Annotated in this window: 22 protein-coding genes; 9 read left to right on the forward strand and 13 right to left on the reverse strand. The window is 69.8% G+C overall.

Annotated features, from left to right (window positions below; all coding sequences use genetic code 11):
- The first annotated feature begins 22 nt into the window (after positions 1-22).
- The gene (locus JJL56_RS10300; protein WP_200485074.1) at positions 23-937 is read left to right on the forward strand and encodes a DMT family transporter; all 915 of its coding nucleotides are present in this window, start codon (positions 23-25) and stop codon (positions 935-937) included.
- Positions 938-1,135: 198 nt separating this feature from the next.
- On the opposite strand, the gene rplS is transcribed toward JJL56_RS10300, so the two are convergent.
- The 5 genes from rplS to ffh all read right to left on the reverse strand — a co-directional run bounded on the left by rplS (position 1,136) and on the right by ffh (position 4,906).
- Positions 1,136-1,528 carry a 50S ribosomal protein L19 gene (rplS, locus tag JJL56_RS10305; protein WP_145625367.1) on the reverse strand — a complete coding sequence of 131 codons (393 nt, stop codon included), beginning with the start codon at positions 1,526-1,528 and terminating at the stop codon, positions 1,136-1,138.
- A gap of 40 nt (positions 1,529-1,568) precedes the next feature.
- Positions 1,569-2,369, reverse strand: coding sequence for a tRNA (guanosine(37)-N1)-methyltransferase TrmD (trmD, locus tag JJL56_RS10310; protein ID WP_119509113.1), 801 nt, complete (start codon positions 2,367-2,369; stop codon positions 1,569-1,571).
- Positions 2,366-2,971, reverse strand: a complete 606-nt coding sequence (gene rimM / locus JJL56_RS10315; protein WP_145625369.1) for a ribosome maturation factor RimM — start codon at positions 2,969-2,971, stop codon at positions 2,366-2,368. The genes trmD and rimM overlap by 4 nt, the downstream gene beginning before the upstream one ends.
- A 132-nt stretch (positions 2,972-3,103) precedes the next feature.
- Complete coding sequence (rpsP, locus tag JJL56_RS10320) at positions 3,104-3,457, reverse strand: 30S ribosomal protein S16 (RefSeq protein ID WP_014239325.1); 354 nt, start codon at positions 3,455-3,457, stop codon at positions 3,104-3,106.
- A gap of 81 nt (positions 3,458-3,538) precedes the next feature.
- Entirely contained in the window at positions 3,539-4,906 is a 1,368-nt protein-coding gene (gene ffh, locus JJL56_RS10325; protein ID WP_145625371.1) for a signal recognition particle protein, read from the reverse strand.
- A 396-nt stretch (positions 4,907-5,302) separates the two neighbouring features.
- On the opposite strand from ffh, the gene JJL56_RS10330 reads away from it, so the two are divergent.
- Positions 5,303-6,667, forward strand: a complete 1,365-nt coding sequence (locus tag JJL56_RS10330) for a pentapeptide repeat-containing protein (RefSeq protein WP_200485075.1) — start codon at positions 5,303-5,305, stop codon at positions 6,665-6,667.
- A 26-nt stretch (positions 6,668-6,693) separates the two neighbouring features.
- On the opposite strand, the gene JJL56_RS10335 is transcribed toward JJL56_RS10330, so the two are convergent.
- From JJL56_RS10335 to JJL56_RS10350, 4 genes are all read right to left on the reverse strand, one after another.
- Positions 6,694-7,401 carry a hypothetical protein gene (locus JJL56_RS10335; protein WP_200485076.1) on the reverse strand — a complete coding sequence of 236 codons (708 nt, stop codon included), beginning with the start codon at positions 7,399-7,401 and terminating at the stop codon, positions 6,694-6,696.
- Positions 7,402-7,548: 147 nt separating this feature from the next.
- Complete coding sequence (locus JJL56_RS10340) at positions 7,549-8,175, reverse strand: hypothetical protein (RefSeq protein WP_200485077.1); 627 nt, start codon at positions 8,173-8,175, stop codon at positions 7,549-7,551.
- Positions 8,176-8,201: 26 nt separating this feature from the next.
- The gene (locus JJL56_RS10345) at positions 8,202-9,545 is read right to left on the reverse strand and encodes a DUF2336 domain-containing protein (protein ID WP_200485078.1); all 1,344 of its coding nucleotides are present in this window, start codon (positions 9,543-9,545) and stop codon (positions 8,202-8,204) included.
- Positions 9,542-11,149: a sensor domain-containing diguanylate cyclase gene (locus JJL56_RS10350; RefSeq protein WP_247890573.1), complete on the reverse strand. Its 1,608-nt coding sequence runs from the start codon at positions 11,147-11,149 to the stop codon at positions 9,542-9,544. The genes JJL56_RS10345 and JJL56_RS10350 overlap by 4 nt, the downstream gene beginning before the upstream one ends.
- Positions 11,150-11,438: 289 nt before the next feature.
- Here JJL56_RS10350 and JJL56_RS10355 point away from each other — a divergent pair, with 289 nt between their 5' ends.
- The 4 genes from JJL56_RS10355 to JJL56_RS10370 all read left to right on the forward strand — a co-directional run bounded on the left by JJL56_RS10355 (position 11,439) and on the right by JJL56_RS10370 (position 14,909).
- Positions 11,439-12,113, forward strand: a complete 675-nt coding sequence (locus tag JJL56_RS10355; RefSeq protein ID WP_247891008.1) for a pyrimidine 5'-nucleotidase — start codon at positions 11,439-11,441, stop codon at positions 12,111-12,113.
- 135 nt (positions 12,114-12,248) lie between these two features.
- Positions 12,249-13,091, forward strand: coding sequence for a 2,3,4,5-tetrahydropyridine-2,6-dicarboxylate N-succinyltransferase (dapD, locus tag JJL56_RS10360; RefSeq protein WP_145625384.1), 843 nt, complete (start codon positions 12,249-12,251; stop codon positions 13,089-13,091).
- Between the two features lie 19 nt (positions 13,092-13,110).
- Positions 13,111-14,292: a succinyl-diaminopimelate desuccinylase gene (gene dapE, locus JJL56_RS10365; protein WP_200485080.1), complete on the forward strand. Its 1,182-nt coding sequence runs from the start codon at positions 13,111-13,113 to the stop codon at positions 14,290-14,292.
- Positions 14,293-14,339: 47 nt separating this feature from the next.
- The gene (locus tag JJL56_RS10370; RefSeq protein WP_145625388.1) at positions 14,340-14,909 is read left to right on the forward strand and encodes a hypothetical protein; all 570 of its coding nucleotides are present in this window, start codon (positions 14,340-14,342) and stop codon (positions 14,907-14,909) included.
- A 113-nt stretch (positions 14,910-15,022) separates the two neighbouring features.
- On the opposite strand, the gene cobT is transcribed toward JJL56_RS10370, so the two are convergent.
- Positions 15,023-16,051: a nicotinate-nucleotide--dimethylbenzimidazole phosphoribosyltransferase gene (cobT, locus tag JJL56_RS10375; RefSeq protein ID WP_145625391.1), complete on the reverse strand. Its 1,029-nt coding sequence runs from the start codon at positions 16,049-16,051 to the stop codon at positions 15,023-15,025.
- A 174-nt stretch (positions 16,052-16,225) separates the two neighbouring features.
- On the opposite strand from cobT, the gene cobS reads away from it, so the two are divergent.
- Genes cobS through JJL56_RS10390 form a run of 3 tightly spaced genes read left to right on the forward strand, consistent with a single transcriptional unit; the run spans position 16,226 to position 18,177 of the window.
- The gene (cobS, locus tag JJL56_RS10380) at positions 16,226-17,005 is read left to right on the forward strand and encodes an adenosylcobinamide-GDP ribazoletransferase (RefSeq protein ID WP_200485081.1); all 780 of its coding nucleotides are present in this window, start codon (positions 16,226-16,228) and stop codon (positions 17,003-17,005) included.
- Positions 17,002-17,631, forward strand: coding sequence for a histidine phosphatase family protein (locus JJL56_RS10385; protein WP_145625396.1), 630 nt, complete (start codon positions 17,002-17,004; stop codon positions 17,629-17,631). Before cobS ends, JJL56_RS10385 begins: the two co-directional genes overlap by 4 nt.
- A gap of 36 nt (positions 17,632-17,667) precedes the next feature.
- Positions 17,668-18,177, forward strand: coding sequence for a pyridoxamine 5'-phosphate oxidase family protein (locus JJL56_RS10390; protein WP_145625398.1), 510 nt, complete (start codon positions 17,668-17,670; stop codon positions 18,175-18,177).
- A gap of 150 nt (positions 18,178-18,327) precedes the next feature.
- Here the strand turns inward: JJL56_RS10390 and JJL56_RS10395 are convergent, their stop codons facing one another.
- From JJL56_RS10395 to JJL56_RS10405, 3 genes are all read right to left on the reverse strand, one after another.
- Positions 18,328-19,455 carry a UDP-3-O-(3-hydroxymyristoyl)glucosamine N-acyltransferase gene (locus JJL56_RS10395; RefSeq protein WP_200485082.1) on the reverse strand — a complete coding sequence of 376 codons (1,128 nt, stop codon included), beginning with the start codon at positions 19,453-19,455 and terminating at the stop codon, positions 18,328-18,330.
- Positions 19,456-19,556: 101 nt separating this feature from the next.
- The gene (locus JJL56_RS10400; RefSeq protein ID WP_145625402.1) at positions 19,557-20,393 is read right to left on the reverse strand and encodes an ABC transporter permease; all 837 of its coding nucleotides are present in this window, start codon (positions 20,391-20,393) and stop codon (positions 19,557-19,559) included.
- A complete protein-coding gene (locus tag JJL56_RS10405; protein ID WP_145625404.1) occupies positions 20,380-21,180 on the reverse strand; it encodes an ABC transporter ATP-binding protein in 801 nt (266 codons plus the stop codon). Before JJL56_RS10405 ends, JJL56_RS10400 begins: the two co-directional genes overlap by 14 nt.
- Between the last annotated feature and the right edge of the window lie 112 nt (positions 21,181-21,292).

The following is a 21,292-nucleotide window of genomic DNA, read 5'->3' on the forward strand; positions in this document are numbered from 1 at the left end:
AGGACTCATGGCGGATCAGGCCATGCCACGCGCCGCGGCCGGCCAGGGACCCGTGGGCGGTCCGGGCACCGTGGTCTACGCGCAGCTTGCGGGAATCGTGCTGTTCTGGGGCGCCAACTGGCCCCTGATGAAGCTGGCCCTGTCCGACATCGGGCCGCTGACCTTCTGCTTTCTCCGTTTCGCCGGGGCGGCGGCGGTGCTGGCCCTGCTGTCGCGGGTGCTGCGCTTTCCCCTCCTGCCGCCGCCGGGGGAGCGCTGGCCGCTGGCCCTGGTCGGGCTGCTGCAGATTGCCGGCATGCTGGACCTCAGTTCCATCGCGCTGCGGGTGGTGCCGCCGGGACGGGCCGCGGTGCTGGCCTACACCATGCAGATGTGGGCGCTGCCGCTGGGCGTCCTGCTGGCCGGGGAGCGCTTCACGCGCGGGCGGGTGATCGGCGCGCTGCTGACCTTCGCCGGCGTCCTCGTCTTCTTCAACCCGGCGCTGATGGACTGGAGCGACCCGGTGGTGCTGCTGGGCAACGGGCTGCTGCTGGCCTGCGCGCTGAGCTGGGCGCTCGGCGCCACGCTCTACCGCCGTCGCCGCGGCGGCTGGCGCACGCCCTTCTGGACCCAGACCTTCTGGCAGATCGCCGTCAGCGCCGTGGCGACCGCGCCGCTGGCCCTGGCGGCGGAGCACGCCCGGCCGATCCACTGGACACCCGCGCTGGGCACCGTCCTGGCCTTCAACTGGGTGATCGCGACGGGGCTGTGCTTCTGGTGGTGGGCGAAGTCGCTGACCGCCATGCCGGCGGCCCAGGCCGGGCAGATCATCTGCCTCGTCCCCGTCACCGCCCTGCTGCTGAGCGCGGTCTTCATGGGCGAGCCGCTGACGGTCGGCGTGCTGATCGCGGTGGCGCTGATCGGCGCGGGAATCCTCACGACGATGCGGGCGCGGTAGGGAAGCGGTTGCCCAAGGCCCCCTCCCGACCTCCCCCGCTGCGCAGGGGGAGGGGAAAAACCCTTCTCTGCGTCAGCGGGGGAGGGTTGGGCGGGGGCACCAATGCAACCGCTCCCCCCTACTCCCCAACGCCAAACACCCGCCCGGATCGCTCCGGGCGGGTGCTGGTTCAGACGTACCGAACGGAAGGGCGCCGGATTACTCCGCAGCGGCCTTCGTGTTCATGCCGCGGCCGGACGTGCGCTCGGCGATACGGGCCGACTTGCCGCGACGGTCGCGCAGATAGTACAGCTTGGCGCGGCGGACGGCGCCCTTGCGGACCAGCTCGATCGACTCCAGACGCGGGGAGTAGAGCGGGAACACGCGCTCCACACCCTCGCCGTAGCTGATCTTGCGGACGGTGAAGGACGAGTTCACGCCGGCATTCCGGCGGGCGATCACGACGCCCTCGTAAGCCTGGACACGCTCGCGCGTGCCCTCGACCACCTTCACGTTCACGCGGACGGTGTCGCCCGGCGAGAACACAGGAATGGTCTTGCCGCCGAGGGCCTTCTCGATCTGCTCCTGCTCGAGCTGCTGCAACAGGTTCATGACACTACCCCTTTCCATCGGTGCGCCTCGCGGCGGACCGTCACTCTGGTTTCGGGCCGCGCCGGCGACCCCGTTTTCCAATCTGACCCTCGGCCTTCCTGCCCGCCTCGTAGCGGTCCCACAGGTCCGGTCGCCGGGCCTGCGTGATCCGCTCCGCCTCGGCGAGCCGCCAGGCGCGAACCTTCTCGTGGTGGCCGGACAACAGGATGTCCGGAACCGACCGTTCCACACCCTGCCCGTCGGTCCAGACCGCGGGCCGGGTGTAGTGGGGGTATTCGAGCAACCCCCGTTCGAAACTTTCCTCGCCCGCCGTCTCCACATTGCCCATGACACCGGGGAGCAAGCGCACCACGGCGTCGATCAGGCACAGGGCGGCGGTCTCGCCGCCGGACAGCACGAAATCCCCGAGGCTGACCTCCTCAAGGCCGTGCGCGTCCAGCACCCGCTCATCCACCCCTTCGTACCGGCCGCAGAGCAGGGTGACCACCGGGGTGGCCGCCAGCTCCTTGACCAGCTCCTGGTCGAGCACCCGTCCGCGAGGCGACAGGTAGATCGCCCGTCCGCGTCCAGGAGTGCCCGGAGGACCCGCCGTCGCGGTCAGAGCCGCGTCCAGCACGTCGGGCCGCATGACCATGCCGGCCCCTCCGCCGAAGGGGGTGTCGTCGACGGAGCGGTGTTTATCGCGCGCGAACGAGCGAATGTCCACTGATTCCAACGCCCAGACTCCATTTTCCAGCGCCTTTCCCGCGAGGCTGAGCCCCAGCGGACCCGGAAACATCTCCGGGAACAGCGTCAGAACCTTGGCCGTCCAGACAAGAGAACCGGAAGCGCCGTGATTCACGGGCGGGTTCCCTTGTCTTGAACGTCGTCTTGAGCGTCTTCAGCGGCATCCGCGCCCTCCGGCGCGTCCTCTCCGTCCTTTTCCGCCTCGCCTTCGCGCGCTTCGATGACGGCGGGAAGATCGACCACGACGCGGCCTCCCTTCACATCGACCACCGGAACGCAGGCGCGGGTGAAGGGCAGCATCTCCAACGGCCCCGATTCCGTGCGGATCTCCAGCACGTCACCGGCCCCGAAGTCGTACAGCGCCTTCACCGTGCCCCAGACGGTGCCGTCGGCGAGTTCCGCACGCAGGCCGATCAGGTCGGCGTGGTAGAACTCGTCCTCGTCCTCCGTCTCGGGCAGGGCGGAACGGTCCACATAAAGGCGGACGCCGGTCAGCTCCTGCGCCTGTTCGCGCGTGGCGATGCCATCGACGCGGACCAGGAACAGGTCCTTCATGGTGCCCTGGAGCGTCAGCGTGAAGCGCCGGGCGCCCCGCTCGTCCGAGAGGGGGCCGTAGGACGCCACGGCTTGCGCATCCTCGGTGAAGCTTTTCACCTTCACGAGGCCGCGGACGCCGTGCGCCCCGGCGAATTGGCCGACGCAGACTTTTGTGGACATGGCTTGAGCGTGTGCGTTGCGGGCGTTCTGCCCCCATCCCGGCCTTCCCCCGCTGGGCGGGGGAAGGAGCTTTTATCCCCTCCCCCGCTCAGCGGGGGAGGGTCAGGGTGGGGGCAACGAGCCTTCCCTTTATCAGCCCTCGGCGGCGGCCTTGGCGGCGGCCTCGGCCTTCAGACGCTCCTGCGCCTTGGCCTTCGGAGCGGACTTCTTCGGAGTCTCGCGGATTTCCGGCTTGGCGATCAGGCCGGCGTTCGCCAGGAACAGGGCGACGCGGTCCGTCGGCTGACCGCCGACCGACAGCCAATGCTTGGCGCGCTCGGCGTCCAGGACGATGCGCTGCTCGTGCTCGCGCGGCAGCATCGGGTTGTAGGTGCCGATCTTCTCGATGAAGCGGCCGTCGCGCGGGCTGCGGGCGTCGGCGACGACGATCGAGTAGAACGGACGCTTCTTGGCGCCGCCACGGGCCAGACGGATCTTCAGGGACATGGGACAGTCGCTTCCTTGGTGTAGTCGCTTGGTGTGCGGTTGAACGTGATCGCGCTCATCGCGCGGTGTGGTCGCCGGGGGTCAGTTCGGCCCCCGGAAATTCTTCGGCAGGAGGCTCTGCAGCCCGTGGCGCATCAGCCCCTTCTGCCCCAGCTTCTGCACCTGCTTCATCATGCCGCGCATGGTGTCGTACTGCTTGAGCAGCTTGTTCACCTCCTGCACGCTGGTGCCGGAGCCGGCGGCGATGCGCTTGCGGCGCGACGCCTTGATGAGCTCGGGGTGCTTGCGCTCCTTCTTCGTCATCGAGGAGATGATCGCCTCCTGGCGCTTGATCACCCCGTCGTCGATGTTCGCGTCCTTGAGCTGGTTCTTGATCTTGCCGATGCCCGGCAGCATGCCCATCAGGCCGGACATGCCGCCCATCTTGCGCAGCTGCTTGAGCTGGGAGGCCATGTCGTCGAGGTCGAAGCCCTGGCCCTTCTCCATCTTGCGGGCGAGCTTCTCGGCCTCTTCCTTGTCGATGCTCTCGGCGGCCTTCTCGACCAGCGACACGACGTCGCCCATGCCGAGGATGCGGCCGGCGATGCGGTCGGGGTGGAAGGCCTCCAGGGCGTCGATCTTCTCGCCCATGCCCAGCAGCTTGATCGGCTTGCCGGTGATCTGGCGCATCGACAGGGCGGCACCGCCGCGGGCGTCGCCGTCCACGCGGGTCAGCATGATGCCGGTGATGCCGACCTTGTCGTTGAAGTTGGTGGCGACCGTCACCGCGTCCTGGCCGGTCATGGCGTCGGCGACCAGCAGCGTTTCCGCCGGCTTGGTCGCGTCGCGCACGGCCGCGACCTCCGCCATCAACTCCTCGTCGATGGACAGACGGCCGGCGGTGTCGAGCATGACCACGTCGTAGCCTTCGCGGCGACCGGTCTCGATGGCGCGCCGCGCGATGGCGACGGGGTCCTGGCCGGGAACGATCGGCAGCGTGGCGACGCCGGTCTGCTCGCCGAGGACCTTCAGCTGCTCCTGGGCCGCCGGACGGCGCACGTCCAGCGAGGCCATCAGGACCTTCTTGCGGTCCCGGTTCTTCAGGCGCAGCGCGATCTTGGCGGTGCTGGTGGTCTTGCCCGAGCCCTGCAGGCCGACCATCAGGATCGGCACGGGGGCGGCGGCGTTGAGGTTGATCTCCTCGCCCTGCCCCAGCATCTCCACGAGGTTGTCGTGGACGATCTTGATGACCTGCTGGCCGGGGGTGATCGAGCGCAGGACCTCCTGGCCGATCGCGCGTTCCTTGACCTGGTTGACGAACTGCTTGACCACCGGCAGGGCGACGTCGGCCTCCAGCAGCGCCACGCGCACCTCGCGCAGCGCGGCGTTGACGTCCTCCTCGCTCAGCGCGCCGCGGCGGCGCAGCTTGTCGAAGATGTCGCCCAGGCGTCCGGTCAGGCCATCGAACATGGGTCAGCGGTCCTCAGTTTCGGTCTCCATCCGCTCGAACGCGATCGGCTCAAGCACAAACGAGCCAGTGCGCGAAACTCGCGGACTGGCGGAGGTCCCCGGCACGCAGGCCGATGGTACCCGGTCGATGGCTCGACGGATGCAGGTCGGCGGACCATACGCATCGCGGGGGGCGGAGTCAACCATGCAGCAACGGCGTGCCGTGCGGGAGCCTCTTGCGCAAAGACGCGCGAAGGGTCACTATTTCCTTACACAACCAAGGACTTTACCGCCCGGAAACAGCGCCCGCGATGGAACGCATTCGAGGCGTACTTGAATAAAGCGTTACCGATTGTTAACTTTTTCTTCGCGGCTCCCCTTTAGAGTGGGCCGCGACTCCAACCCGGGATTTCCCTGATGCCCCCCGCGCAAGGCTTCGGAACGAACACGCCGCGCACGAAGCTGACGCAGAGTCAGCTGAACACGATCCTGCTCCGGCATCAGGCTTTCCGGAAAAGCCAGCCGGGCGGTGTGCGCGCGAACCTGAAGATGCGCGACCTGTCGCATCTGGACCTGTCCGGCATCGACCTGTCCGACGCCGACCTGTCCGGGGCGAAGCTGTTCAGCGCCCGGCTGACCCGGGCCAACCTGACCAACGCGAACCTCTACGCCGCCGACCTGCGGCTGGCGAATCTGGAGAAGGCCGATCTGCGCCGCGCCGACCTGCGCGGCGCCTGCCTGCGCGGCGCCGTGCTGTCGGAAGCCATGCTGGTTGAGGTGGACCTGCGCGACGGCACGCTGCTGCATTACACTCCGTCGGGCGAGATGATGCCGCACAATTTCGAGGACTCGGTCCTGACCTCGGAGCTGACGGCGGCGGTCATCCGCGGCGCCGACCTGTCGCGGGCCAAGGTGGCGAACGCCTTCGTCATGCAGACCGACCTGACCGACGCGATCCTGCGCGGCACCAAGTTCATGCGCGCGAACCTGACGAATTCCAACCTGACGGGCTGCGACCTGACCGACGCCGACCTGTCGGAGGCCAACCTGTCCGGCGCCCGGCTGTCCGGTGCGGTGATGACCAATTGCGCCATCGGGCGCGCCAACTTCACCAACGCCAACCTGATCGGCGCCATCCTGGACGCGGCCCAGCTCCGCTCGCCCAACCTGTCCGCCGCGGTGATGGCGAAGGTTCTGGAGAATCCGGACGACGACCTGCGCGACATCCTGACCCTGCACCTCTCCTGGATCGACAGCGGCGGCAAGGACGGCAAGCGCGCCGACCTCTCCTCGCTCGACCTGTCGGGGCGCAACCTCGACGGCATCAACCTGTCGGCCGGCATCCTGCAATGCATCACGCTGCGCGGCGCCTCGATGATGGGCACCTCGCTCGCCATCGCGGACCTGTCGCTGTCGGACCTGCGCAAGGTGAACTTCACCAATGCCGACCTGCGCGGCGTCAATTTCGAGCGGGCGACCCTGACCGGCGCCAATCTGACCGAGGCGCAGCTCGGCCCCGTGCACATCCAGGGGTCGAGCAGCCATGTCTGGCGGGCCAACCTGCAGCGCGCCCGCATGGGCATGGCCGTTCTGAAGGACGCCGACCTGCGCAAGGTGAACCTGTCCGGCGCCAACCTCGCCGGAGCGGACCTGCGCGGCGCCAACCTGAGCGAAGCCGACCTGACCGGCACCGACCTGACCGGCGCTGACCTCGACGGCACGGTGCTGGACGGCACCAGCCTGACTGATGCCATCGGGGTCGAGGAGATGACCGGGACCTGATCCCGGCCTTAATCTGTTTTCGGGCGTCAGGACCGCCGCTGCGTCCACGGGCCGGAGCGGTAGGCCGTGCGGACGTGGTTGATCAGCAGATTGCGCGCGTCGATCAGCTGGGCCATGCGGTCGCGGCAGGCGACCACGCCGGTGTCCGGGTGGTAGACCGGGGCCAGCTCGCGGAAGCGTTTCACCACCCGGTCCTCGTCGAAGCACCATTCGTTGACGAAGCCGAACATCTGCGCGGCGTCGCGCACCTGGGTCAGCTTGCCGTCCAGCGGGCGGAAGGACACCCGCTCCAGCGCGTGGGCCAGCGCCTTGTTCCGGTAGGTCAGGGTTTCCACCGCCCCCTCCAGCCGCCCCGCCTCCCCGGCGGGCATCAGCCGGCAACCGGGTTCGGCCAGCGCCAGCGCCGCCGCCAGCGCCCGGCGGATCGCCGGTTCGCTGTGGCCGGGCGGCAGCCGCAACTCCAGCACCGACCGCTCCGCACCGTCCGGGGCGCCCGGATCGGGCATCCGGTCGGACACCAGCAGCAGCGCCGCGGCGGCGAGCGCCGAAACGTCGGTGCCGCGCCCGGCGGCCAGACGCACCGCCGCCGCCGCGAAAGCGGGGGTACAGGGAACCGTGTAGGGAGTGGTGTGCGACGCGACGCGCACCGAAACGACGCCGACCGCGGCGGACGGGAACAGCCCGGCGTCCACATCGGTCAGCGCGGCGAAGGGATAGCCATCCGGAGCGGTCATCAGGGCACCAACGCGTCGTGCGTGCGGAGCGACTCTAGCGCAATCCCTGGATTCCACGCAACGGCCCACCCCGTCGCAGGAGGTGTAACGCGGACCGCGGCACTCCCCTGCCTGTCCGCGCTAGCACAGCCGCGCTCACCCAGCCGGTCAGCGGCGCATCATCGCCGGCTTGGCCGGCAGCTTCTGCAGCATGTCCTCGATGTAGGCCTCGTCGCTCTTGCCCGACATGGCGGCGAAGCCCTTCAGCATCTGGCTGCCGAAGGTGAAGACTCCGCTCAGGTCGATCTTCCACGCCCCACCCTCGCGCACGAAGTCGGCGGGAACCAGGGCCGGGCGGTTGTCGACCATCAGCAAAGCGGAGGCGCGGTCGCCGCGCACCCGCACCGGGCCGAGCCCGCTGCTGCCGATGACGTTGGGGCCGAGCCAGCCGTTCTTCATGCCGTGATCGGCCAGGTCACCGAGCGACATGCGGCGCAGGTCGGCCGGGCTGACATAGCGGCGCAAGCCCATGGCGGCAAACTTCTCCGCCGGTTCCAGCTTGGCGAGGCCGGCGTCGTTGCCGCTGCGGGCGACGCCGCGCACCTGCTCCAGCTTGTCCAGCGACGCGCGGGACAGCAGAGGAACGATCGCCGCGCCGCGCTTCTGCGCCAGGGCGGAGCGGGCGCTTTCAAACACCGCCGCCACCTCCCGCTCCTCCGGGGAGGCGGGCGGCGGGGCGGCGAAGGCGGGAAGGGAAAGACCGAGGAACAACAGCAACAGGGCCAGGGCGCGCATGGACGGGTCCGTGTGGTGACGCGGCGTCAGACTTTCTCCTCGACTCCGAAGAAGGCGAGCTGCCAGCGCATCTCGTCGTCGGACATCGGGTAAAGGACGCCTTCCCTTGCCATAAGCGCGGTTTTTGGCGGAATCTGGGCGATGCGCAATTGCACCTGCCGGGCGAAGCGCATCGACAGGCCGCAGCGCCACACCAGCGAGGTGACGGCGCGCGGGGCGTGGGTGCCGATGATGCGGTCGATGATCGGCATCGGAAGCTGCGCCAGTTCGCCCAGCCCGGCCAGGACGAAGGCCCGGTCGCCCTCCGCCAGCGCGCCTTCCAGCAGCTTTTCGGTCAGCTTGCCTTCCTTGTTCAGCCTTGCCGCCTTGTCGGACGGGCGTTCGGCCGCCTTGTCCTTGTCGCCCGGCAGATGGCCAAGCTCCTCCTCCCCGAAGTCGACGAGGCCGCGGGCGACACCGGGTCCGCCACCGCCGTTGCCGCCGGCGCCACGGTTGACCCGTGCCCGCACGCCCTCGGCCAGGGCGCGGGCGGCGGCGGGGTCGAGGTCGGTGCGCTCCCGAAGGACCTTCAGCAGGTTGTCGGCGACGAAGCTCGCCAGACGCGCCACGGCGCGGGCCGGCAGGCGCGGGCGGCGCACCAGAGGGGCGTGCCACGGCTCGTGCCGCGGCGCCTGATCGAGGATGCGGTCCAGCGTCTCCTCGCGGATCTGGGCCGAGGGGTTGGCGAGCAGAGCGGTCATCGCCGCCTCGTCGTCGGACCGTGCGATGGCCTCGGCGACGGAGGCCGAGACCGTCTTGCGCCCGGCGATCGCCGACAGGGCGCCGGCCACCGGCCCGCGCATGATGATGTCCGCCAGATCCTCGTCGGTCAGGATCGGCGAGAATTGCAGGACCGGCGCGCAGACCGACAGCTCCACGTCGCGGGCCAGCGTGTTGATGACGCCGTGCGGCGCGCCCGGCAACTCCTTCAACGCCTCGGACAGGATGCCGCGCACCTCCGTCGCCTGATCGCGGGCCAGCGCCTCCAGGCATTCCAGGGTCAGCCGCTCGATCTGCGACGCCTGGTCGGCGGACAGGTCGGGCAGCAGCCGGGCGACCTTCTGGGCCAGGGCGCCGCGCACCGCGACCTCCCGGTCGGTGGCCAGCATCAGGTCGGCCTGCCGCGGGGTGCCGGCGTTGGTGGCGATGGCCTCACGCACCTCCGCCGCGGTGTCGGCGGCCAGGAAATAGAGCAGTTCCGGCCGGGTCTCGGGCGACGCGGCGACGCGGCGACGCACCGCCGGGTCGGTGCTGCGCGCCATCTGCTTGGCCGCCTCGTAATCGGCGGGGTCGAGAAGCTGTGGCTCGGCGCGGTCGCCGCGGACGGTCATGGGGACGCCTCCGCCATGGGGTCCGCCACGACGGCGGTTTCCATGGAGACCGGAGCGACGGCGTAATGACCCTTACCGCGCTTCTTGGCGTCGTACATCGCCGAGTCGGCGCGGTCGGTCAGCTCCTGGACGGTCTCGCGCCCCACCCGATGGACGGCGATGCCGATGGACAGGCCAAGCGGCTTGTCCGGGCTGGCCGAGAGATGGCGCAGCGCGGCCATGCCGGCCAGCAGACGCTCGGCCACCGCCACCGCCTGCCCCTCGTCGGTGCGGCCCAGCCAGAGGACGAACTCGTCGCCACCCAGCCGCCCCGGCAGGTCGCCGGGCCGGACGCCGTTGGTCAGCAGCCCGCCGATGGCCTTCAGCACGGCGTCGCCCTGCTGGTGGCCATGCAGGTCGTTCACCGCCTTGAAATTGTCGAGGTCCACGTAGAGAAGCGCGGACGGCCCGGTGTCCGGACGGCCGAGCACCTCGTCCAGCCGCTCGAAGAAGGTGCGGCGGTTGAACAGGCCGGTCAGCCCGTCGCGCTCCGACAGGCGGCGCAACCGTTCCTGGTAGGCCAGATGCGCGTGGGCGATGCCGATGTGGTCGGCCACGCCGGACAGCAGCATCCGGTCCTCGTCGTCCCAGGGATCGGAATCGTCGCCGCGCCAGATCACCACGGCGCCGTTGACGGCCTGCCGGTGCTCCGTCCGGGCGGCCAGCAGCCGGTTCGCCCCCAGGGTCAGTTCGTGCGGGTCCTCGCTGCCGGCGATCTCCTCAAGAACCGGCCGCAACAGATCGGAGAGCAGCTCTTCCGGGATCTCCGCGGCGAAATCGGCGGCGGGACGCAGGGCGCCCGTTTCCGTCGCGCGGTAGATGCGGCAGCCGTCGGCGCCCAGCGCGCGCGCGGTTTCCACCGCGGCGACGTGCAGCGCCTTCTGGGCGTCGAGCTGGTCGCGCAGCGTGTGGACGATGTGGGCGAGCATCTTCTCACGGTTGCGCACCCGCGCCAGCTCGGCGGAGCGCAGCACCTGCTCCGTCGTTTCGCGGCAGACGCCGCGCGCGCCCATCCATTCGCCCTGCGGCCCGAACAGCGGCACCGCCGAAACCACGAAGCAGGCGGGCAGATCGTCCACCCGCTTCAGCCACAGCTCCGCCTGGTCGACGGGGCGGCGGCTGTCGAACGGCAACGGCAGGTCGCCCCACTCGGCCACCGCCAGATCCTTGGGGTTGCGACCAATCAACGCATCGGAGGTGTAGCCCAGCGCGCCCTTGGGCGTGACGAAGACGAATCGCCCATCGCTGCCCGTTTCCCAGGCAAAATCGCTCGAAACCTCGACGAGATCCTTGTAGCGGCGGCGCGACTCGATCAACGTCTGGCGGAGCTGCCGCTCCAGCGTGGCGTCGCGTCCCAGCAGCAAAATCTCGCCGTCGGGCAACGGCGTGGCCGCCCATTCGACGATCATCACGCCGCGCGGCAACTCCACCGGAAGGGAGCGCAGGCCCGGCGCCACGCTGCACATCGCCAGCCACCCCTGGATGTCCGCGAGCCAGCGCCCGCCGGCGCACAGCAGTTCGTCCGCGGCGGCGTTCGCGGCGGCGACAGCGTGAGCGGAATCCAACCGGATCGCCGGACCGGGGAATGCGGCCAGGAGCGTGGGAGTCGGAACGGCGCCGGACGGGTTGGCCGGCGGAACTTCGGATATTGGGTCTGCGGACACGGTGCGAACCTGAGACTGCGCGGCGCGGAGTATACCGGAGAAATGCGTTTCTTTCCCGAATCTTTCTTCAGGCGGTCCGAGCACCTGCCATACGCAACCACTCATTGAAGGCAACCCCGTCCCGGAACGGAAACGGGCCATGCGGCGAAGCGGCTTGCGGGCGGGCGGGCGAAGCCCCATTGTTCAGCCCATGACGGCTTCCCTTCGCGACACCGGGGTCTGGATCTTCGACCTCGACAACACCCTCTATCCCGCCTCCTGCAACCTGTTCGCCCAGGTGGACCGGCGCATCGGCGATTTCATCGCCGGGCATTTCGGCATCACCTACGACGAGGCGCGCGTCATGCAGAAGCGCTTCTTCCGGGAGCACGGAACGACGCTGCGCGGCCTGATGGTGGAGCACGACGTCGATCCGGTGCCTTTCCTGGATTACGTGCACGACATCGACGTCAGCCCGGTGGCACCCTGCCCCGGCCTGGCGGACGCGCTGAATCGTTTGCCGGGGCGCAAGATCATCTACACCAACGGCTCCGTCCGCCACGCCGAGAACGTGACGCGGCAGCTGGGCATCGACGGCTGCTTCGAGGCGACCTTCGGCATCATCGAGGCCGGCTATGTGCCCAAGCCCGACCCGCGCCCCTACGACATCCTGGTGGATCACTACGGCATCGACCCCGCCCGCGCCTGCATGGTGGAGGACATCGCCCGCAACCTCGTCCCCGCCCACGCCCTGGGCATGACGACGGTGTGGGTGCGCAGCGAGGCCGACTGGGCCCGCCCCGACCAGGGCGGAGTCGGCACCGGCCGCCACATCGACCACACCGTCGACGACCTGCCGGCCTGGCTGGAGGAGGTCGCGGGCTGAGCGGCGACCGCAAGGCCCCACCTTCCCCCCGTAGGAACCCTTTAAGAACCCATTGAGAACAAGGCAACGTTGACAAGGCGGCGCGGCGCGGCCCATGTTCCGAACCCTCGAACAGACAGCCCAGCGAATGCCGCCATGAGCCACGCCAGCCTCGAATCCGCCGTCAACGCCGCGTGGGAAACCCGCGACACCCTGAATGTTTCGACCAAGGGCGCCGTCCGCGACGCCGTGGAGGAGGCCCTGTCCGGCCTCGACGCCGGCGATCTGCGCGTCGCGCAGAAGACGGACGCCGGCTGGGTCGTGAACCAGTGGCTGAAGAAGGCGGTCCTGCTGTCCTTCCGCTTGAACGCCAACGAGACGATCCCCGGCGCGCCGGGTGGCGCCTCCTGGTACGACAAGGTGCCGCCGAAGTTCGAAGGCTGGTCGGAGGCGCAGTTCCAGGCCGCCGGCTTCCGCGCCGTTCCGGGCGCGGTCGTCCGCCGCTCCGCCTACGTCGCGCCGAACGTCATCCTCATGCCCAGCTTCGTCAACGTCGGCGCCTATGTCGACAGCGGCACCATGGTGGACACCTGGGTCACCGTCGGCTCCTGCGCGCAGATCGGCAAGAACGTTCACCTGTCGGGCGGCGTCGGCATCGGCGGCGTCCTGGAGCCGCTCCAGGCCAACCCGGTCATCATCGAGGACGACTGCTTCGTCGGCGCCCGCTCCGAGGTGGTCGAGGGCGTGATCGTGGAGCGCGGCGCCGTGCTGTCCATGGGCGTCTTCATCAGCGCCTCCACCAAGATCATCGACCGCAACACCGGCGAGGTCTTCGTCGGCCGCGTCCCGGCCTATTCGGTCGTGGTTCCCGGCACCCTGCCGGGCAAGCCGCTGCCCGACGGCACGCCGGGTCCGGGCCTCTATTGCGCGGTGATCGTGAAGCGCGTGGACGAGCAGACCCGCGCCAAGACCTCCATCAACGACCTGCTGCGCGACTGACGCCGGGGAAGACCACACGATGAGCACCGCCGCCGCCGCTCCCTCCTTCGACCCCTGCGATCCCGTCGCGGTGGCGCAGGCCCTGATCCGCTGCCCCAGCGTGACGCCCGAGGAGGGCGGCGCTCTGGGCGTCCTGGAGGCGGCGCTGGCGCCGCTGGGCTTCGCCTGCCATCGCCTGCGGTTCGAGGAGGAGGGCACGGCGCCGGTGGACAACCTCTACGCCCGTCTGGGCACGGAAGGGCCGAACTTCTGTTTCGCCGGGCACACCGACGTGGTGCCCCCCGGCGAGCTGAAGGGCTGGTCCATCGATCCCTTCGCCGCGGAGATCCACAACGGCCGCCTCTACGGCCGAGGCGCGGTGGACATGAAGGGGGCCATCGCCGCCTTCGTCGCCGCCGCGGCCCGCCACGTCAGGGCCGGCGGCGCCCCGAAGGGCTCGATCAGCCTGCTGATCACCGGGGACGAGGAAGGGGTCGCCATCAACGGCACCCGCAAGGTGCTGGACTGGATGCAGGCCAAGGGTGAAAAACTCGACGCCTGCGTGGTCGGCGAGCCGACCAACCCCAAGGCGCTGGGCGACATGATCAAGATCGGGCGGCGCGGCAGCATGACCGCCTTCCTGACCGTCCACGGCGCGCAGGGGCATGTCGCCTACCCGCATCTGGCCGACAACCCGCTGCCCCGGCTGGCCCGCATGCTGGCGGCCATCACGGCGGAGCCGCTGGACGCCGGCACCCCGCATTTCCAGCCGTCGAACCTGGAGCTGACCACCATCGACGTCGGCAACCCGGCGCACAACGTCATCCCGGCACAGGGCAAGGCGACGCTGAACATCCGCTTCAACGACCTGCACACCGCCGACACGCTGCTGACGTGGCTGCGCGAGCGGCTCGACCGGGTGGGCGGCTCCTACGAGCTGGACCATTTCGTGTCGGGCGACAGTTTCCTGACGCCGCCCGGCCCGCTGACCGAGCTGGTGGCGGAGGCGGCGGAGCGCGTCACCGGGCGCCGTCCCGAATACTCGACGACCGGCGGCACGTCGGACGCCCGCTTCATCAAGAATTTCTGCCCGGTGGTCGAGTTCGGCCTCGTCGGGCAGACGATGCACAAGGTGGACGAGCACACCACGCTGGACGACTTGACCCGCCTGACCGACATTTACGGCGAGGTTCTGCGGAACGTCTTCGACCGGATCGGTTGACGTAAGGCCTCCTCCGCCCGTTCCCACCACCCTCCGGTGACCGCAACATGCCGCTGACCGCCCGGGACGTCGCCTCCTCCGTCTTCGGCGCCTATCGCCTGGCCCGGTTCGACCCCACCGGATTGCAGCATCTGGACCGCACCCCCGAAGGGGCGTGGAAGTCCTTCTACGCCGCGGTGATCGTCGCCCCGGCCTGGACGCTGCTGCTGGCGATCCGGCTGTGGGACCAGGTGCCGGACACGCCGCTGTTCCAGCTCGTGGTGGTGGAGGCCATCGCCTACGTCATCAGCTGGACGGCCTTCCCCGTGGTCATGCACGGGGTGAGCGGGCTGCTGGACCGGCAGAGCCGCTACATCGATTTCCTGTGCGCCTACAACTGGTCGTCGGTCGTGCAGATGAGCGTCTATCTGCCGGTGGTGATCCTGGCCGCCACGGGGATTCTGCCCGGCCCGATCTCCGAAGGGCTGGTGTTCGGCATCATGCTGGCGATGCTGACCTACCAGTGGTTCGTCATGCGCACGGCGCTGGACATCTCCGGCGTCGCGGCGGCGGTCCTGGTCCTGCTCGACCTGTTCCTGTCCGCGCTCATCACCGACTTCGCCGACGGGCTGCTGTAGGGACCGTTTGCCCCCTCCCTAACCCTCCCCCGCTTCGCGGTGGAGGGAATCAATCCCCCTCTCCCGCGTGAGCGGGGGAGGGCCGGGGAGGGGGCAAGAGTACCTCGCCCTCCTCACACCCCGCGGGTGCTGACGCCCGCGTCGGCGAAGGTCGCCATGCCGGCATGGCAGGCGCAGGCCGACTTCACGATGTTGATCGCCAGCGCCGCGCCCGAGCCCTCGCCCAGACGCATCCCAAGATCGAGCAGCGGCTCCTTGCCGATGGCGGCGAGAAGATGGTCATGGCCCGGCTCGACGGAGCGGTGGGCGACCATGCAATGGTCGAGCGCCCGGCGGTCGGCCTTGAACAGCACCGCCGCCGCCGCCGTGCAGGCGTAGCCGTCGAGCAGCACCGGCACCCGCGCCATGCGGGCGGCCAGGATGGCGCCGGCGATGGCCGCCAGCTCATAGCCGCCGAAGCAGCGCAGCGCCTCGAACGGGTCGTCCTTGGCCTGCGGGTTGACGGCCAGACCGGCCTCGACGGCGGCGACCTTGCGAGCCAGCCCCTCGTCGTCCACACCGGTGCCGCGGCCCGTCCAGTCCTTGGCCTCGCCGCCGAACAGGGCGTGGCAGAGCGCCGCCGCCGCCGTGGAGTTGCCGATGCCCATCTCGCCGAGCGCCAGAAGCTGGACCCCCGTCTCCACGGCCATCATGCCGTAGGCCATGGCTTGGCAGCAGTCCTCCTCGCCCATCGCCGGACCTTCGGTGAAGTCGGCGGTGGGGGTCTCCAGGTCCAGCTCGTAGACGCGCAGGTCGGCGTCGGCCACCTCGCAGAGCTGGTTCACGGCGGCGCCGCCGTTCTGGAAGTTCTGGACCATCTGGGCGGTCACCGCCGCCGGGTAGGCCGAGACGCCGCGCGCGGCGACGCCGTGGTTGCCGGCGAAGACGGCGACGCGCGGGCGGCGCACCTCCGCCGGGTGCTGGCCCTGCCACGTCGCCATCCACTGGGCGATCTCCTCCAGCCGGCCGAGCGCGCCCGCCGGCTTGGTCAGCTGCCGTTCGCGCTGGAGGGCCGCCGTACCGGCGTCGAGGTCCGGCCCCGGCAGGTTGCGCACCAGCGCGCGGATTTCCTCGAAGGTGATGGCGGGCTGCGTGTTGCTCATGGCGAAGGGTCCTGACGCTGACGGCAGAGGATGTGATCGGGAAACGATGAAAAAAGCGGCGCGACCTTGGACCATTCCCGACCCGCTGTCAAAGCGCCTCTCGTCCTGCCTGTCATCCGTTGTGGGCCTGTTATCCGTTGCGGCGGGCCTGGGGTTGCCGTACTTCGAAGCGCCATGCTTGAGGATTCCCCCGCCCCGCCCCGCTCCCGCTGGACCGCCGATTTGGCGCTGGCCGTCGTCTTCCTGACGCGGCTGCCGCTGCGCCTGTCCGGCCCACTGGCCGAGGACGCCCACGCCCGCGCCATGGGCTGGTTTCCCCTGGTCGGCGCCGGGGTCGGGCTGTTCGGCGGCGCCGTCCACGGGCTGGCGGCGCTGGCCCATCTGCCGCCGCTGCCGGCGGCGCTGCTGGCGCTGGGCGCCATGGTCTGGCTGACCGGCGCCCTGCACGAGGACGGGGCGGCCGACGTCGCCGACGGCTTCGGCGGCGGGCGCGACAAGGCCCGCAAGCTGGAGATCATGCGGGACAGCCGGGTCGGCAGCTACGGCGTGCTCGCCATCGTCTTTTCGGTCGCGGTCCGCGCCTCGGCGTTGGCGGCGCTGGCCGAGCCGCGCATCGTCATCCCCGCCCTGCTCGCCTCGGGCGCCCTGTCGCGCGGCGGCATGGCGGTGATCGCCCGATTCATGGAGCCGGCCCGCGCCGACGGCCTCGCCGCCCGGCAGGGAAGCCCGTCGCCCGGCACGGTGGCCCTGTCGCTCGCGCTGGCGCTGGCCGTGGCCGTGGCGGCGCTGCATGGGCTGGCCGCTGCCGCAGTCCTCTCGGCCGCGCTGGCCGTCCTGGCGGTGGCGTGGCAGGCGCGGCGGCAGATCGGCGGCCACACAGGCGACGTGTTCGGCGCCGCCCAGCAGGTGGCGGAGGCCGCCGTTCTGCTCACCCTGGCCGCGACTGTTGCATGAAAAACACTCGCTGGTGGCTCATCCGCCACGCTCCCGTCCCGAATCCGGGAAAAGTGATCTACGGGCGGAGTGATCCCGCTGCCGATACCGGCGAATCCGACGCGCTGGCGACGCTGGCGGCGCGGCTGCCGCCGCAGGCGGTCTGGGTGACCTCGCATCTGCGCCGCACCCGGCAGACGGCGGCGGCGCTGCGCCTGCCCGGCAGCGACATGGCCTTGGTCGAGCGGGCGCTGGCCGAGCAGGACTTCGGTCGTTGGGAAGGGCTGTCCCACGACGCGGTGGCGGACTTGCACCCGGAGGAGGCCCGCCGCTTCTGGAGCGATCCGGCGACCGAGGCCCCACCGGATGGCGAGAGCTTCGCGGCGGTGATGGAACGGGTGGCCGGCGCGGTCGCCCGGCTGACCGACCTCTACGCCGGGCGCGACATCGTGGCGGTGATCCACGGCGGGTCGATCCGCGCGGCGCTGGCGCTCGCGCTGGACCTGACACCTCGGGCGGCGTTGCGGCTGGCAGTGGCGCCGCTCTCGCTGTCGCGGATCGACCATTACAGCGGGGATGGGACGGACGGCTCCTGGTCGGTCGCGGCCCTGAACGCCCTCGGAACCTTTTCGGGACATGGGCGTTGACCCAACTCCGTTGGGCTACCAATAGAGGGTCAGACCATGGCAAGAAGCGCTGACGATCGCGAGGCCGCCGAGAAGCTCTGGGGCATGATCAAGGGCGTCCGCATCTGCATGATGACGACGCTGGACGAGAACGGCATTTTGCATTCCCGCCCGATGGCGACCTTGCCGCACGCGGGATTCGACGATGGAACCTTGTGGTTCTTTACACGGGCCGACTCACCGAAGGTCCATGAACTGAAGACGCATTGGCGCGTCAACCTGTCCTACGCCGACCCGGAGAAGCAGGATTACGTCTCGGTGTCCGGGGTGGCGGAGACGGTGCGCGACCGCGACAAGATCCGCTTCCTGTGGCGGGACATCCTGTCCACCTGGTTCCCGCAGGGGGTGGACGACCCCGATCTCGCGCTGTTGAAGGTCAGCGTCGATCAGGCCGAATATTGGGACAGCCCGTCGAGCGCGATGGTCTACGCCTACGGCTATGTGAAGGCGAAAATCACCGGCGAGCCGCCGAAGCCGGGGGATCACGCGAAGATCGCGTTCCAGTAAGCACATCACAGGGGCAGCGTTTGCCCCCCTTCCCATGCTGCGCCTGGGCCCCTTCCCTCCCCCGCTGGGCAGGGGAGGGAGTTGCTCCTGCGAACCTCTTTCCCTCCCCCGCCCAGCGGGGGAGGGAAAGAGATGGGGGAAAACGCCCCCTCACTTCTCCTCGACCGCCGGTTTCCCGCCGCCATCCAGCGCCCCGACCCGCTTCTTCAGGTCGGTCACATCCGCGAACATACGCTTCAGCCGGGCCAGCCCCTTGTACTGGTCAAAGGCGCGGTCGCGCGGCACAGCCGGGTAACCCATGTAGACGGCCTTCGCCGGAATGTCCGTGCCGACGCCGGAGTTGCCGGCCACCACCGCGTCGTTGCCGATCTTCACATGGTCGGCCACGCCCACCTTGCCGGCCAGCACCACACGGTCGCCGATGGTCGAACTGCCGGCGATGCCGACATGGCCGCACAGCATGCAGTTGGTGCCGATCTGCACGTTGTGGCCGATCTGCACGAGGTTGTCGATCTTGGTGCCGGAGCCGATGCGGGTCGCCGTGATGGTGCCGCGGTCGATGGTGGCGCCGGCCCCCACCTCCACATCGTCGCCCAGGATCACCGTGCCGATGGAGTTCACGCGATGGATCAGCACGTTGGTGCCGACCACCCGGCCCGTCGCCTTGGCCGATTCGACGCTGCCCGGCTCCGGCGTCACGAAGCTGAAGCCGTCGTTGCCGACCGCGGCGTTGGGGTGGATGATGCAGCGCTCGCCCATCACCACCCGCTCGCCGATGCGGGCGCCGGGGTGCAGCAGGCAGCCCTTGCCGATCACCGCCTCCGCCCCGACCGTGGCGTGGGGCATGACGATCACGCCCTCGCCCAGCACCGCCTTCGGCCCGACATAGGCGAAGGGACCAACCGACACGCCCGCCCCCAGGATGGCCTCCGGCGCCACGAAGGCGGCAGGGTGCACCCCCGGCTCGGCATGGACCGGCTTTTCGAAGACCGTGGTCAGGCCGGCCATGGCGAAGCGCGGGCGCTTGACGACGATCCAGCCCTTGAGGTTGGCCGGCACCTCCGCCCCTTCCGCAACCACGGCGGCGACGGCCTTGCCGCCGGCCAGCAGCTCCGTCATGCCCTTTTCCATGGCGAGCGCCAGATCCTCCGGCCCCTCGGCCTCCGACGGGTGGACGGCGCGGGCGATGCGCAGGGTGCCGTCACCCTCCAGCGCCGCGCCCAGGGCGGCGGCGATCTCGGCGAGGGTGACCGGGGCGGCGGGGGAAACGGGGGTCATGGCGGCGCTCTGGCTGTCGGTCCGAAGAAGAGGCCGGGACGCTAACACGGCTGGCCGGTGCTGGCGAGGCCCGGCGCCTTTTGTCACCCCCCGGCCTTATGTCATTCTCCCGTCTGCAGCAGCGCCCCGCGCACCCGCGCCTGATGGAAGGAATAGAGGAAGGCGGCGCTGCACAGCCCCATGAACAGGGCGTTCAGCCCCACCGCCCAGGCCAGATGGTCCCAGCGCATCGTGCCGTCGAACAGGATGGCGCGCATCCCCTCGAAGACGTGGGCGGAGGGCAGCGACAGGGCCACCCATTGCAGCCAGCCCGGCAGGACGCCGACCGGGTAGTAGACGGCGCTGACCGGGGCGAGCATAAAGACGACGATCCAGGCCAGCCCTTCCGCACCCATGCCGTAGCGCAGGATCAGCGCCACGATGACCAACCCCAGCGACCAGCCGAAGACGATCAGGTTGGCGAAGAAGCCGGCCAGCGGCAGACCGAGGTCGAACAGCGAATAGCCGAACAGCGGAATCGCCAGCAGCGCCGCCGGGACGACGCCGATGACGGTGCGGATCAGGCTCATCCCGAACAGCGCCGCCACCCATTCGCTCGGACGCAGCGGGCTGACGAACAGGTGGCCGAGGTTGCGCGACCACATCTCCTCCAGGAAGGACACCGACACGCCGAGCTGGCCGCGGAACAGCACGTCCCACAGCAGCACCGCGCTGACCAGCACCCCGGCCCCCTGCGCCACCCAGGCGCTGGAGGTCGCCATGAACTGGTTGATGTAGCCCCACAGGATCATCTGCATGGTCGGCCAGTAGGCCAGCTCCAGGAAGCGCGGCCAGGAGCCGCGCAGCAGATACCAGTAGCGCAGCACCATCGCCCCCACCCGGCGCAGCGAGAAGGCGGGGTTGGCGTGGACCAGGACAGCGGCGTCACTCGGCGGCATCGGCGGCCTCCCGGCGGGCATCCTCACCATTGGCGCGGTCGCGGGCGATGTCGAGGAACACGTCCTCCAGCGAGGTCCGGCCATAGCGGGCCAGCAGTCCCGCCGGCGACCCGTGGTCGACGATCCGTCCCTGGCGCATCACCAGCACGTCGTCGCACAGCCGCTCCACCTCCAGCATGTTGTGGGAGGCGAGCAGGATGGTGGCCCCGGATTCCATGCGGTAGCGCTCCAGATAGGTGCGAATCCAGTCCGCCGTGTCGGGGTCGAGCGAGGCGGTCGGCTCGTCCAGCAGCAGAAGCTCGGGCCGGTTGAGCAGCGCCTTGGCCAACGCCACCCGCGTCTTCTGCCCCGCCGACAGCCCGCCGGAGGGGCGCTCCAGGAAGCGGGTCAGCTCCAGATGCTCGGCCAGTTCCTCCACCCGCCGCGTCACCCCCTTCAGCCCGTAGAGGTGGCCGTAGACGGTCAGGTTCTCCCGCACGGTCAGCCGGTGCGGCAACTCCACATAGGGCGAGGAGAAGTTCATGCGGGGCAACGCCGCGTGGCGGTGGCGCACCATGTCGACCCCCAGCACCTCCACCGTGCCGGAGGTCGGCAGCAGAAGCCCGAGCAGCATGGAGATGGTCGTCGTCTTGCCGGCCCCGTTGCCGCCGAGAAGCCCGGTGACCGACCCCGCCGCAACGGTGAAGGAGATGCCGTCCACGGCGGTGACCTCGCCGGAGCGGGCGGTGCCGTAGCGTTTGGTCAGGTTCTCGGCCCGGATGGCGTGCTGTTTTGCGCATTGATCCATAGGCGGAGAATATGGCCGCTTGGCGCGCAAACGCCAGAGTGGCAAAACAGCACCGACAAATCGGCCAAGCGCCCCGATACGAAGCCGCGGCGACAGCGGCCCTTGCTGGAAA

This window comes from Azospirillum aestuarii (genome assembly GCF_016632405.1).
Lineage (GTDB): Bacteria > Pseudomonadota > Alphaproteobacteria > Azospirillales > Azospirillaceae > Azospirillum > Azospirillum aestuarii.